Annotated in this window: 7 protein-coding genes; 2 read left to right on the top strand and 5 right to left on the bottom strand. The window is 60.6% G+C overall.

Annotated elements, in window-relative coordinates; genetic code table 11:
• Positions 1-97 precede the first annotated feature (97 nt).
• Complete coding sequence (mfd, locus tag ACKF11_RS10845; RefSeq protein ID WP_407997063.1) at positions 98-3,502, top strand: transcription-repair coupling factor; 3,405 nt, start codon at positions 98-100, stop codon at positions 3,500-3,502.
• A gap of 1 nt (position 3,503) precedes the next feature.
• The gene (locus ACKF11_RS10840) at positions 3,504-4,142 is read left to right on the top strand and encodes a DedA family protein (RefSeq protein ID WP_309565579.1); all 639 of its coding nucleotides are present in this window, start codon (positions 3,504-3,506) and stop codon (positions 4,140-4,142) included.
• A 126-nt stretch (positions 4,143-4,268) separates the two neighbouring features.
• On the opposite strand, the gene ACKF11_RS10835 is transcribed toward ACKF11_RS10840, so the two are convergent.
• The 5 genes from ACKF11_RS10835 to ACKF11_RS10815 all read right to left on the bottom strand — a co-directional run bounded on the left by ACKF11_RS10835 (position 4,269) and on the right by ACKF11_RS10815 (position 13,865).
• A complete protein-coding gene (locus ACKF11_RS10835; RefSeq protein WP_407997062.1) occupies positions 4,269-5,201 on the bottom strand; it encodes a choice-of-anchor A family protein in 933 nt (310 codons plus the stop codon).
• A 264-nt stretch (positions 5,202-5,465) separates the two neighbouring features.
• Complete coding sequence (locus ACKF11_RS10830; RefSeq protein ID WP_407997061.1) at positions 5,466-8,861, bottom strand: UvrD-helicase domain-containing protein; 3,396 nt, start codon at positions 8,859-8,861, stop codon at positions 5,466-5,468.
• Positions 8,858-11,638 (bottom strand): PD-(D/E)XK nuclease family protein, encoded by a 2,781-nt coding sequence (locus tag ACKF11_RS10825; RefSeq protein WP_407997060.1) that lies wholly within the window; start codon positions 11,636-11,638, stop codon positions 8,858-8,860. The genes ACKF11_RS10830 and ACKF11_RS10825 overlap by 4 nt, the downstream gene beginning before the upstream one ends.
• A 142-nt stretch (positions 11,639-11,780) precedes the next feature.
• A complete protein-coding gene (locus ACKF11_RS10820) occupies positions 11,781-12,806 on the bottom strand; it encodes a M48 family metallopeptidase (protein WP_407997059.1) in 1,026 nt (341 codons plus the stop codon).
• A gap of 21 nt (positions 12,807-12,827) precedes the next feature.
• The gene (locus tag ACKF11_RS10815; RefSeq protein ID WP_407997058.1) at positions 12,828-13,865 is read right to left on the bottom strand and encodes a YjgN family protein; all 1,038 of its coding nucleotides are present in this window, start codon (positions 13,863-13,865) and stop codon (positions 12,828-12,830) included.
• Positions 13,866-14,027 lie beyond the last annotated feature (162 nt).

Below are 14,027 nucleotides of genomic sequence, written 5' to 3'. Positions count from 1 at the left end.
ACCCCATCCCAGAATTCCGCCTGATGCCGGCATTAGCCCTGTCCGGTAGGTGAAAAGGCTATAATAAGCCGTTTATTCAATACGTCACGGCAAAGCAATGCAGTTTTCCCTGCCCATCCCGGCACCCGGCCAAACATCCCGGATCGATCCACTCACGCCCGGCACCGACAGCCTGGCGCTCGCACAACTCGCCATCCAGCGCATACAGGCATCAGCCAAGACACCTATCGTCGTCATCACTTCGAATGCCTTCGATGCACAGCGCCTGCTGGAAGAAACTCCCTGGTATGCACCGCAGTTGCGCGTGCACCTGCTGCCCGATTGGGAAACCTTGCCGTACGACCATTTCTCGCCGCACCCGGACCTGATCTCGGAGCGGCTGGCGACGCTGTACCAGATCAGCCAGAACAGTTGCGATATCGTACTCGTGCCGATATCGACTGCGCTGCTACGCCTGCCGCCTCATGCCTACCTGTCAGCCCATACTTTCTTGTTGAAAAAGGGACAAACTCTCGATATCGAGGCCTTGCGCAACCAATGTGCCGATGCAGGCTATCACCATGTCAGCCAGGTCATGAGCCCGGGAGAGTTCAGTGTGCGTGGCGGCCTCATCGACCTGTTTCCCATGGGAAGCGCCCTGCCTTACCGCCTGGACCTGTTCGATGACGAAATCGAGACCATCCGCACCTTCGATGTCGATACCCAGCGCAGCCTCTACCCGGTGGCCGATATCCGCCTGCTGCCGGCCAAGGAATTTCCGCTGGATGAAACCGGCATCGCCCGCTTCCGCCAGAGTTTTCGCGAAGTGTTCGAGGGCGACCCCTCGCGCAGCCGCATCTACAAGGATGTTTCCAAGGGCATCGCCAGCGGCGGCATCGAGTGGTACCTGCCATTGTTTTTCGAACAGACCGCGACGCTGCTGGATTATGTCCCGCCCGACGCCCTGCTATGCCTGCATGGCAATCTCGACCAAGCGTCGCAAGCCTTCTGGCACGACGCGCAATCGCGCTACCGCCAGCTGGCGCACGACCCCGAGCGCCCCATCCTCAAACCGGATGCGCTGCTGATCAAGGCGGAGGATTTCTTCGGCCAAAGCCACGGCTGGGCCAGGCTGCAACTGAACCTCGATGCGGAAAAGAAACTGCCCGCGCTCGAAGTGGAACGCCGTTCCGAACAACCGCTGCATAAGCTGGAGGACTATATCCGCCGCTTCAAGGGCCGCATCCTGATTGCAGCCGAAAGCCTGGGCCGCCGCGAAACCATGGCGCAGCTTTTCAACGACCATGGCATCCAATTCGAGACCTGCGAGGACTGGCAAGGCTTCCAGGCTAGCGCTGCCCACGTCATGCTGGGCATCGGCCCCCTGCATGGCGGCTTCAGGCTGGTGGACGTGACCGTCATCACCGAAGCCGAGCTCTACGCCAATACCGTGCGCCAGCAGCGCCGCCGCGACAAAGAAAAGCAGCGCAATACCGAGGGCATGCTCAAGGACCTCTCCGAGCTGCGCGAGCACGACCCGGTGGTGCACGAACAGCATGGCGTAGGCCGCTACCGCGGCCTGGTCAATATCGACTTCGGCGAAGGCGAGACCGAGTTCCTGCTGCTCGAATACGCCGGCGACGACAAGCTCTACGTACCGGTGTCGCAACTGTTCCTGATCTCGCGTTATTCCGGCGGGCCGCCGGAATCCGCGCCGTTACACCGCCTGGGCAGCGGCCATTGGGAAAAGGCCAAGAAAAAAGCCTTGAAGCAGGTACGCGATACTGCCGCGGAATTGCTCAACCTCTACGCTCAGCGCGCGGCGCGCAAAGGCCATGCCTTCAAGCTCGGCCTGCATGATTACGAGGCGTTTGCCGAAGGCTTCCCGTTCGAGGAAACCGCCGACCAGCTTGCCGCGATCGAGGCCGTCATCGGCGACATGCAGTCCGGACGCCCCATGGACAGGCTGGTCTGCGGCGATGTCGGCTTCGGCAAAACCGAAGTAGCCTTGCGCGCCGCTTTCGTCGCCGTCATGGGCGGCAGGCAGGTCGCCGTGCTGGTGCCGACGACGCTATTGGCCGAACAGCACTTCAACAACTTCAGCGACCGCTTTGCTGACTGGCCGGTGAAAATCACTGAAATCTCCCGCTTCCGTACCGCCAAGGAACAAGCGCAGGCGCTCAAGGGCCTGGAAGACGGCAGCATCGACATCGTCATCGGCACCCACCGCCTGATCCAGAAGGACGTCAAGTTCAAGAACCTCGGCCTGGTCATCCTCGACGAGGAGCACCGCTTCGGCGTGCGGCAGAAGGAGCAGCTCAAGGCCCTGCGCGCCGAAGTGGACGTGCTGACGCTGACCGCCACGCCGATCCCGCGCACCTTGTCGATGGCGATGGAAGGCCTGCGAGAATTCTCGGTGATCGCCACGCCGCCGCAGAAGCGCCTGGCGATCAAGACCTTCGCCACCCATTATTCCGAGGGCATCATCCGCGAAGCTGCCATGCGCGAATTCAAGCGCGGTGGCCAGGTGTATTTCCTGCACAACGAGGTGGACACCATCTTCGTCATGAAGGAAAAGCTGGAGAAAATCCTGCCCGAGGCCCGCATCGGCATCGCCCACGGCCAATTACGTGAACGTGAGCTGGAACATGTCATGCGTGACTTCTACCAGCAGCGCTTCAACCTGCTGCTGTGCACCACCATCATCGAAACCGGCATCGACGTGCCGACGGCCAACACCATCATCATGAACCGCGCCGACATGTTCGGCCTCGCGCAACTGCACCAGTTGCGCGGACGCGTGGGCCGCTCGCACCACCAGGCTTACGCCTACCTGCTGACCGACCCCGACCGCAATATCACGCCACAGGCACAAAAGCGCCTGGACGCGATCCAGCTGCTCGAAGACCTGGGCGCAGGCTTCCACTTAGCGATGCACGACCTGGAAATCCGCGGCGCGGGCGAACTATTGGGCGATAGCCAAAGCGGGGAAATGCAGGAAATCGGCTTCACCCTCTATTCCGACATGCTCAACCATGCCGTGAAACAGCTCAAGGCAGGCAAGGAGCCGGACCTCTCGGCCCCGCTCGGCGTTACCACCGAAATCAACCTTCATACGCCTGCCTTATTACCGAACGACTATTGCCCGGACGTGCATGAACGCCTGGTGCTCTACAAGCGCCTAGCCAACTGCAACGACGACGATGAGCTGGACACCATGCAGGAAGAACTGATCGACCGTTTCGGATTGCTGCCGGAACAAGGCGAGGCATTGATGGCCTGCCACCGCTTGCGCATCGCCGCCAAGCCGCTGGGCATCAACAAGATCGACGCCAGCGACTCCGCGATCCAGCTGCATTTCGCGCCGAGCACCGACCTCGACCCGACCAAGCTCATCGCGCTGTTGCAACGCGACCGCCGCTGCCGCATGAACGGGCCGGACAAGCTCAGGGTTACGGTACAATACCCCGGCATTGCGCCACGCGCCGACTTCATCAAGAACTTGTTAAAGGAACTCGCCTGACATGCTGGAAAAAATCATTGCCGCAGTTGCAGCCTGGATCATCGGCATCATCTCGACCATGGGCTACGGCGGCATCGTGTTGCTGATGGCGATCGAGTCCGCCTGCATTCCCCTGCCTTCTGAAATCATCATGCCGTTTGCCGGCTACCTGGTGTTCACGGGAGAGCTGACTTTATGGGGCGTGGCGCTGGCTGGGGCTGTGGGCTGCGTGGTCGGCTCCATCCCCGCCTATTATCTGGGCATGTTCGGCGGCCGCCCACTGGTGGAGAAATACGGCAAGTGGGTGCTGATCTCGCATCACGACCTACACCTGGCGGACCGCTGGTTCGAGAAATACGGCGACATCATCATCTTCATCGGCCGCCTGCTGCCTGCGGTGCGCACCTTCATCGCCTTCCCGGCCGGCGTGGCACGCATGCATCTAGGAAAGTTCGTCGCCTATACCTTCGTCGGCTCCCTTATCTGGTGCTTCCTGCTGGCATATGCCGGCATGAAATTCGGCCAGCACTGGGAATCCTTAGAGGTTTACTTCCACCAGTTCCATATCGTGTTGGTCGTCGTTGGCGTGATCTTTGCCGTGTGGTACGTCAGGCGCCACTTCAAGGCCATCCGCCGCGTACACCACCACGACCACCGTTAATCCGGACTGCTGCATCCCGTCAAAACGGATAGAGAAACGCAAACGCCAGAAAGGAAAAAAGCGTGGGTAATGCTACCCCACGCCTTTCTCCTCCTCTATCCCCCCCGGGATTCAGACGGTCTGGCTTTACTTCCTAGCCAAAATCTTCCTGCGACGGGCTGCTGTCAACCCGATCACACCCAAACCAGCCAATAGCAAGGCATAATCATGCGGTTCCGGCACAGCGGTTGTAATGCCGGAGAACAAGGCGGTCTCGGTCACCGTAAAACTGCCGTTGCCCAACGTCATGGCATTGTCCCACTGGTTGGCTACCACTGTGCCATATAGGTTTCCTGAACCCGTGATAGTGGCGTTGACTGCCAGAATGCTTGCATTGATGCTCGCATTCTCCAGTCTCACGCTCGTCGCTTCGTAGAAGTTGAACAGTACGTTGTAATTGCCGTTCAATACCTGCCACGGCCAACCCAAGGTAACATCGCTCCCCGCCACGTTGAAAATCAAGGTCGCGCCGGATACGATATTGTTTAATGCGAAATTCGCAGAGATAAAATCGCTAGCATCCAGCGAAAAGAACTCTACTGCCGATCCAGAGCCGGTCAGCGCCTGAGTCCAGTTATTTGGCTTGCTATATGTGCCTGTGGCATCGACACCAGCCAAGCCGCTGGACAATGAAGCCAGATAATCCTGAGCAGAGGCAAAATCGATTGGTGCCCCCACTGTCGCCGCAGTATCGACGTGACCAGAAACGCTGTATTGTTGGGTAATGCCGTTATTGCCGCCTATCCAGGCGTTACCATTTAGGCTACCGCCAGATACTTGGTTAAAGTCTCCCCCCACCACCAAGCCGTATTCGTTATGCTTGCCGTTGGCAATACTGTTGCTGGACAAGGTCGCATCACCACCAACTGCCAACGCTCCAGCGACAGAGTTTCCGCTGGTCCTGTAATCGCCAAAAATGAATGCGTTGTAATCGCTCGCAACCCCTAGATCAATCGTACCCGCAGCGGCCGGAGCAGAGATTGCTGCCAATACTGCCAACATACCTAACTTCGTTTTCATCTTTCAGTTTTCCTATAGTGGGGTTACGTTCGCTTTACTATAAGCAACCCCTGTACCAATCTGGATCGACAGTATGCCAAATTAAGGATTAATTGATAAATATATTTAAAATTCAATAATTTAAAAATTAACGGCCATATATTTTCAATTAAAAACGCCTGATTGTGGTTGAAGACCATGCCAGTCAATATGACAAAATTTCCACACATCCATCAAAATTCTGACAATCATGCGTCATGATTTCGTCAATCTTGCCACTTCCTTTCAAGGCAACTCACAGAGTTTTCCTAGCGCCATGAAGTAAATCGCCTTGCGAACCGTGATTCCCTCATCCGCAAACAACGCAGCATAACCGGCCAATTGCGCTTCATATGCCGAAGCGGCGTTCAGTATCATTTCAGTATCCGCGTCGGCGGGCAGACGTGTTGATTTATAGTCGATAATCCAGCGCTCGCCATTCTCGATAAAGCACCGGTCGACGATTTGCTGCTTGAAGCCTGTATCGCCGATATGCCCGATAGCGAGCTCGGCTGCCGCCTGCGGACGGGCCGACAATACCCAACGGCCATCCTTGCTTTGCAGGGTAAGCTCCAACAACTGCAGCACCTGGTCTGCCGCCACCTGAGCGGCATGGTGCTGATGCCCTTGCCGGACCAGCCAGCGGGCCATCGCAGGCTTCAGGCTCGGCAGGCGCGCAAGCCAGTCATCCAGATCAGGATCGGCAGCGATCATTTCTACATATTTATGCGCAAGCGTGCCGATATGGGCTTCCAGCCCTGCTTGCCTGCCCAACATCGGCGCCTCGCCATGTGGCTGGCCGGAAGAAATGGCTTCGTGCCTGTTGTCGGCATATATGGCGGGCATCCCTGCTTCTGCAACCCTGACCAGCTTGGGAATGAAGTCGGCCAACAGCGGGCCTTGGCTTGCATTATTCGCAGGCTGAACATCTTGCGCAGCCATTTGCAGGAACTCGCCCGCCAGATGCGGCCATAGCAAATCGAGGAAGGCGCCTCCGGCAGGCTTGAGCTCGCCCTTGGCATTCGGGGCGACGCTGCCAAGCAGGTGCAGGCACCGCTCCGTGCGGGTCGCCGCGACATAGAGCACCCGCGCGCTTTCATTATCCGCGCGTTCCTTTTCCAGCATCCTGAGGTAGCTGTACGGACTGGGTTCGTCCCGCCCCGCTGCGCCTTTGGGAATGAAAGGGGCCGTGACCAGCTCGGTGCTGACGCCGGCCTCGGTTTCCACTGCCACTTCTTCCCACAGCAACAATGGCGTTTCGCCGTTGCGGGGGCGGCGCTCCAACCCCGGTAGGATGACCGTATCGAATTCCAGGCCCTTGGACTTGTGGATGGTCATGAACTGCAATTGGCCGTCGGCTGCAACATCCGGTGCGGCATAGAGCTTTTCCACTTCCTGCACCAGGCGCTCCAAGCTGAAGCGGCCTTGTTGGTCAAGCTGGTCCACCAGCGAGAAAAAGGCTTCCACGTCGGCAATATCGCCCGGCTGCCACAGGCATTGCGCGCCGCCCAGCATCAGCCAGGCGCTCTCCAGCCACCGGCTCAAGGGCATACGCCCTTGCTGCCCCAGGACTTCCGACAACACATGCATCACATGCTGGCTGCGCTGGCGGCCATCCTCGCTCATGGCGGCCAGCAAACCGCCATCATGCAACAACGACCAGACCGTGCGATAGCGCTCGCGCCCGGCCAATACATGCAGGTCGGCAAGCTGCAGGCCGCACCAGGGCGCGCGCAATATCGCCAGCCAGTTGACGCGGTCGGCGCGCTGCAACAGGGCATGGATAAGGGCCAGCAGGTCCTGCACGCTCTGGCGTCCCGTAAGCTGCTCGATTTCCACCGCCTGGAAACGCAGGTCGGGATGGCGGCGGCGGATTTCCGCCACCAGCGTTTCAAGATGCGCGCGTGCGCGCACCAATACCGCAATGTTCGCATCAGGCTTGCTTGCCCAGGTATTACGTATGATCTCGATCACCGTAGCCGCCTCGCGGATGCGCAGGGCTTCGGCGTCCTCTTCAGTTCCGCAGATCAACGGATGCACCGTCACGCCGGCACCGGCCTCATGCCCGCGGGTCGCCACGAACTCGCGGTAGCGGATTGCGCCCTGCACGACGCTGTCATCGGCAGGGAACACATGCCGGAACGTGGCATTGATCCAGTCCACCACCGGCGGCGAAGAACGGTTGTTGCGGCAAAGCTGCAGACGCTCCAGCGGCAGCTCGCCTATGCCCTCCTCGGCCACTTCGAGGAACAGGCCGACGTTGGCCTTGCGGAAGCGGTAAATCGACTGCATCGGGTCGCCTACGGCAAACAAGGTCCGCCCATCGCCGGGCGTCCACCCTTGCGTCAGCCGCTGCAACAGCTTGACCTGGCCCGGGCTGGTGTCCTGGAACTCGTCCACCAGCAAATGGCTGATCTCATAATCCAGCTTCAAGGCCAGCTCGCTGGGCGCATCGTCCTCATTGCCCAATGCCCGCAACGCGCGCTGCGACACCTCGACGAAATCGACCTCTCCCGCCTGCTGGAACACCAGCCACAATTGCGCCACGGCAATGTTCAACAACTGCGCCAGCGCCGCCACCATCTGCCAGCTTTGTCCGTCCTGCCGCAACGGCAGGCTGCGCAGGCGCTGCAAAGCCGCTTCCGCGCCGGCAGTCTGCTGCAAGGTGGCAACGATCTCGGCAAACTGCTCCTTGAACGGCTTGGATTCCGGCGTTGCCGGGAAGCCGTTCTTGACATTGACCGTCTTGCGCAATGTGCCGGTGCCGGTCAGCAAGAGGTCGCAAAGCGCCAGCCATGCACGCAATGCCTGCGGTGCGGCAGGCAATGGCGTTTCCCAATCCAGCAACAAGGCCTGGGGCACGTCGCAGGCCAGATTGCCGGCGGCATACCGCGCCACCGGCATCAAGGCGCTTTGCAAGCGACCCGGCAATAGGTTGGCGGCAGCTTGCAGGTCCTGGGCGATCAAATGCTCCAGCGCCCGCTCGGCAGCCTGCTGCAGGTCGCCGTGGTTGGCGTAATCCAGCCACTGGTCGCGCTTGCCCAGCATATCGACCAGCAGGCCCGTGAGTTTCTGCACGTCGTTGTCGACATAGCTCAGCGCAAGCCTTACCGCCTCGCCCAGGCCGTCTTCATCCACCAGAGCAAGCGTGCGCTCGGCGGCAAGCCGGTAATGCGCACTGGCATCCTCGCTGATGGCAGGCTGGCTGCCGAAGCGGCTCAACAACGGCATCTGCCGCGCCAGGTGGCCGGATAAGGAGTCGATCGTGAATATCCTCAGCCGCGAGGGATTGTCCAGCAGTTGCCAGTCCTGGCTGGCCGCATGCTGCAATGCCGCCACGCCCAGCCTGAAGGTCTGCTGCTTGTGCGCCGCCAGCGGCATGTTGCCGCTCGCCGCCATGAGCAGGCTGTCGAGGATGCGCGAGCGCATCTCAGCGGCCGCCTTGTTGGTGAAGGTGATCGCAATGATCTGCTCGGGCGCAGATACGGTGGTGAGCAGGCGCAGGAAGCGTTGGGTCAGCAGCTCGGTCTTGCCGGCGCCTGCAGGCGCTTCCACGATGAAGGAGGCAAGCTCGAGGGCGCGTTCGCGGCTGACGCGGTCCAGCTCGAGCAAATCCAAGGCTTGACCTGTCGTTTGAGTCATTTCCCTTCTCCCTGCTGCATGTGCTCGAACTGCAGCCGCCTTTCCGGCAGGCGCAGCAAGGGCAGCACTTCGCAATAGGCCAGTTCCTTTTCGTCCTGCACCAGCACCGCCGCCTCGCCGCGCTTCAACTCATCGACCACCGCGGTGATGCTGCCGCGCCAGTGCGCGAGCACGCTGTGCCAATCGGGGAAATCCGCCTCGGGAAAGATTTCCCGCGTCTTCTTGTCGTCCAAAACTGGCATCGACGGCAGCACGTTCTCACTGGAAAGCCCGGCAAAGCCGTGCTCCTCCAGCCTGACCATGGCGAAGGCGATAGCGGAGATTTCGGCGCTGTCGCCGCCCGTGCTGCCTGCTCCCGTATCTGCCGGGTCAGGCGATGACAGCACGAAAGCGGCATAGACCGGCAATTGCGGTTCGGTGATGCGGTTTTGCGCCCAGTTGCGGGTATCGGGCTTGCGGCCGGTCTTGTAATCGATGACGATGCGGCTGCCGTTTTCCAAGCGGTCGATGCGGTCGATGACCAGGCTGATCTCCACCCCCTCGATGACCACCTTCTGTTGCTGTTCGCTTGCCAGCACGGTGAACGGCTGCTCGCGCATTTTCTCCAAGGCCAGCCAGCCTTTCAGCAAGCGGGTCAGGCGCATGGTTTCCAGCCCGGCGAACGCGTCGCTCAATACTTCGCCGCAAGTTTCCATATAAGTAGCCAAGGCGGACCGCACCGCTTCGGCAAGCGCCTGTTCCAGTTGCAGCTCGTCCATCGCCTGCAGGTCGTGCAGGCCTCTTCCGCGCCAGAAATGCTCCAGCACCAGGTGTACCAGCGTGCCGCGTTCCGCCGCATCCAGGCCGTTGACAGGGGTCTTCAACGCCCGCGCATGCAAGCGGTACTGGAAATAGGCCCAGGCCGGGCAAACCGCCTGCGCCTTGAGCAGGCCGGTGCCGCCCGAGATATGCTCCCCTTCCGCAACCGGCGGCGCTTGGTGGTCATCCAGCCGCTGAAGCGGCTTGTTATCGTGCTCTGCCAGCATCTGCGCCAGGCTCTGGCTGGCTTCCGCCATATCTTCACGCAAGGGAATCGCCTGCACCAACGGGCTCAGGCGCAACTCGCGCTCGCCCTCCTTCGCTGCGCTTGAGAACACGACACGATGCGCACTATGCAGCAGGCGCTGATGGATCACCTGGGCAAATGCGGCCTGCACCGCGCTATCGGCGTTCGGCACGCCATGCTGGCGTTGCATCGAGGCTGGCAGCAAGGGGTTGGGCCGCGGCGGCGGCGGCCAGCTATGGTCGTTCATGCCCATCACCCATAAGCCGTCCAGCGGCTCGCTGACGCTTTCCAGCATGCCCATGACTTGCAACCTGACTTCGCCTTCCGCTTCCGGTTGGTAGATCTGCTCCTGCACTAACTCGCGCAGCCTTGCCAATGCCTGCTGAAAAGATATGGGCTGCTGCAGCACATCCAGCGCCGCCATCGCCTGCAAGACCTTATCGAAAGCCTGGATGGCCTGGAATTCGAAACTGGACAGGCTGCGCTGCCTGCCCGGCCAGTCCAGCGCTTCCAGGGTGCGCTGCATGACGTCGACCCAGGCCGAAGGCAGCTGCCGGTCGGACTGGGCTTGCAGAATGTCCAATGCTGCATTGATGTGCGCCTGTAGGCCGGCCAACGATAACGGCGCCTTCTCGCTGCTCGCTTCGCGCCGGATGAACCGGACCAGGCGCGGCATGCTCATGGACAACGGCAGCCATTCCCGCATGCGCGCATCCAGCTGGGCGCGGGCATCCGCCTCGGTCACGGCATGCGACCAATAAGGCCGCTGCAGCAATTGCGAGAAATCCTGCTGTTCTACCTTGTCCCGGTGCCGGCACTGGCTGAAGAACCGCAGCAGCTCAAGCGCCGTCTGCACTACCTGCTCCCGCTGCAAGGGCTGCCCCAGGGAAAAATCATATTGCCGCGGCGCCTCCACCATGGCAGGACGCACCCATGAAGGATGCAGGACATCATCCAGCAAACGTGCCAGCGTGCCCCGCAGCTTGGCTAATTCAGGCACCACAATGCCGATGCTGGCGCCGGGGTTTTCAGCAAGCTGCCGTTTCGCCCAGGCAACGGCGGCACGGCATTCCGCCTCCTGGTCAGCCAGCAGCACACGCCGGACATGGCCTGGTTCAGCCAGTCCGGTGTGGTGCCGCTGCACATCGACACCGCGCTGCCGCAATATTTCCTGCAATCGCGCCATTTGCGGCGTGATGCGGTCAAAGCCCGCGAACGCGATCCTGTCCGGCAGACGCCCCGCTCCGTTCGCCAGCATGTCGATCTGCCAGTCGAGATAACGCGCAGCCTCCATCCAGCCGCCCTGCCTGCAACGCGACACGAACTCGCGCCGCCAGGCGAGGAACTGGCGTGTTTCCTCGCTATAACCGGCATCGGGCAACGGCAGGCGCCACTCCAGCAACAACTGGTTTGCCTCCTGCGCCATGCATGCCAGCCCCTTGACGTCGAACAGTTCGCCAGCCACCTCGGCTGACAACATCTCCTTGATGACCGCCTCCCACAGCATGCGCTCCTGCACATTGCTCAGCACGCCCTGCGGCACCTGCTGCACGTCCAGCCCGCCCGTCAGCATGGCTTCCTCGAACAAGGCGTCCAGCCACTGGCTGACCGTCATGGCATCCAGCAGCGCCCATTGCTTCATGCCACGGGCCGACTGCGCCCTGGCATGGTCGAACTGCAATGCGCGCGCCAGCCGTGCCGTGGCGCAGAGAATTAGGTGATCGGTACTCATCAGCGGGATTTTACTTGATTATGCATCGGCATTCAGGACTTAGCGCGGCCAACAAGGCCCAGCGAAGCGATCCTGGCCAGACGTTCTATAGTGGTACGGCAAGCAGAACAGCTCTGCCAGGATGTTAGCTAGCCGCTCTTGCTTAAATTCCGCAACCTGCAGGCAGACCGTCCTTGAAAGGCGCAATGCGCGCTACCGTACCGGGATGCGAGGAAAGCATCTCCGGCACCCTGCCGCCCTTGGCCTGGCGTTGCAGCGCCGTCAGGATTTCCGCAAACGCACTGGGAGGAATGCAGGCCTGACGCAATGCTGCCAGGGCGTAGGCATCTGCCTCGGTTTCCATGCTGCGGGAGTAATTGAGCTGCAACAGCACGGCCGGCAGGCCGGAGGCCAGCGCGTCGAAATCGCCGGTCAGCGCCACCAGCACCAATCCCGACAATGTCGCCTGCAAGGCGTGGCGCAGGGAGTGGCGCCGCTGCACATGCCCCAGTTCGTGCGCGAGCACGGCCAGCACCTGGTCGTCGCTGCGGCTCAACGCCACCAGCTCGTCGGTGACCACGATGATGCCGCCCGGCAGCGCCATGGCATTGGCGCCGATATCACCGCCGCGTCGGAATTCCAGCCGGTGAGGAGGACAACTTTCCTGGCGGGCGCAGAATGCAGCCAAAGCTTGCTCCAAGGCCTGCCGGCGTTCGGGCTTCAGCCTGGTCGGCTTGAAATAGCCATACTTGTGGTCCATGGCCTTGAGCACCTGTTCCCCCAGGCCGGATTCCGTGCCCGCAGGCACCATGCGCGCCACCTGCTCCGCGGCCAGCGGCACGCCGTAGCGTATCATTCCCCAGCCGGCGAGCACGGCCAGCAATAATGCGAGCAGCACCCACGCCAGGTGGTTTTCAATGAAATGCAGCAGGCGCCAGAAACGGTTGCCCGCAGGCAGGCGCAAGCTGTCGAAGGCCGCATGGTCCCGCGTTTCCAGGCGGCCGCCGTCCGGCAGCTCGATCACGCGCCTGGCGCTGCCCACCGGCGCTTGCGGCCGGATTGCCGCGAGCAGGAAACGCTCGGGTTCGCCACCGATGCCAAAGCTCAGGTGCTGCGCTTCAAGCGTCACCAGCACAGGCTTGGCATCGGCAGTGATACCGTCGAAATAATCCGCTTCAAAAACGCGCATGACAGGCCAATGTTCCTGGAATTATCCCAGGGCAAGCTCGACGTCGAACATCTCGCCGATTTCCTCGCCCGCGGCCTTGACTTCCGCCTTTTTCTCGCCGACGAAATGCGCGAAATCGGTCTCGCCCACAAGGCTCAGGCGCTCGGCATGGTAGCGCATGGTACGGATTTGCGCCCATGGCGTCAGCAAGCCGAGCGAAAGCACGATCAGCAGCAGGTTGGTGGCATAGAGCCAGACCAGGTCGCGCGAGCGCAGGTTGGCGCTGAACCCGACATGCTCGACGCGCGTGCCGCTCCAGACCAGGTTGAGCAAACGCGCACGCAGGAAGGCCCCGCAAATGGTGAGGATCAGCAGGTAGATGAATATCAAGGGCACGATGGCTTGCTGCATGCTTTCCTTGGCCCAGGCGTCGGTGTTGTTGACGTTCAGCAAGCCGATGGAAAGCCCTGCCGCCAGTAAAAGCCCCACCAGCAGCAACAAGGCTTTCAGGTAGGCGAAGTAAAAGTCCTTCACCTTGAAACCGGCAATGAAGGGGCTCCTGCCGAAGCGGTGCCCTTCGGCCAGGAAGCGGTTGCGCCGCTGGGAAATGAAGGGGTACAGCAGGCCCAGCGTCAGCACCATCAGTATCGGCAACAAGATGTAATACAGCACTGCGTCCCATAGCCTGCCCTTGAAATCGAAGCGCAGACCGCGATAGCTGGAATTGCGCGCATTGAAGGTCAACGAGCGCACAATGATCCAGGGCAGGAAGATAATAAAGGCGATGATGAACACGCCGGACAATACGGGAGAAATCTCGGCGCTGATCGAATACAGAACGAACAAGCCGAAAGCGAGAAAGCGTCCTTTGAGGATGGCGACCGGCGAAGCGTGATAGTCGAAGGCGACGCCGTCGATGAAGGTATGCTGGTAGAAATATTTCTTGCGCCTCACCTTGGCCCAAGCGGAATAAATGCCCAAGGTCAGGATGCTCAACAGCAGGTTGACGATCCAGATGCCGAAATACTCGCCCGTCCTGCCTGTGAACACGACAGGCGTTTTTTGCTCCCCACTCATCATGAAACTCCCTTAATTTATTGTTGCTGTTATATAAATTGATGATGCCTGCCTTGCCTGCAAGGCAGGGTCGAGCTTACCTCCAAAGCTCATGCTCATGCAATGGCTACGGCTTTTCACGCCTGCTCGCTTGACAGCCGGCGCCTTGCCGCCTAATTTGCGAGC

The organism is Methylobacillus draconifructus (assembly GCF_045984385.1).
GTDB lineage: Bacteria > Pseudomonadota > Gammaproteobacteria > Burkholderiales > Methylophilaceae > Methylobacillus > Methylobacillus flagellatus_A.
Note: the sequence above shows the minus strand (reverse complement) of the source record. Positions and strands in the feature narration are given on the sequence as shown.

Bases quoted from the DNA above. Each gene is read 5' to 3' on its own strand.
- mfd (WP_407997063.1), top strand. From the start codon at position 98: ATGCAGTTTTCCCTGCCCATCCCGGCACCCGGCCAAACATCCCGGATC.
- ACKF11_RS10840 (WP_309565579.1), top strand. From the start codon at position 3,504: ATGCTGGAAAAAATCATTGCCGCAGTTGCAGCCTGGATCATCGGCATC.
- ACKF11_RS10835 (WP_407997062.1), bottom strand. From the start codon at position 5,201: ATGAAAACGAAGTTAGGTATGTTGGCAGTATTGGCAGCAATCTCTGCT.
- ACKF11_RS10830 (WP_407997061.1), bottom strand. From the start codon at position 8,861: ATGACTCAAACGACAGGTCAAGCCTTGGATTTGCTCGAGCTGGACCGC.
- ACKF11_RS10825 (WP_407997060.1), bottom strand. From the start codon at position 11,638: ATGAGTACCGATCACCTAATTCTCTGCGCCACGGCACGGCTGGCGCGC.
- ACKF11_RS10820 (WP_407997059.1), bottom strand. From the start codon at position 12,806: ATGCGCGTTTTTGAAGCGGATTATTTCGACGGTATCACTGCCGATGCC.
- ACKF11_RS10815 (WP_407997058.1), bottom strand. From the start codon at position 13,865: ATGATGAGTGGGGAGCAAAAAACGCCTGTCGTGTTCACAGGCAGGACG.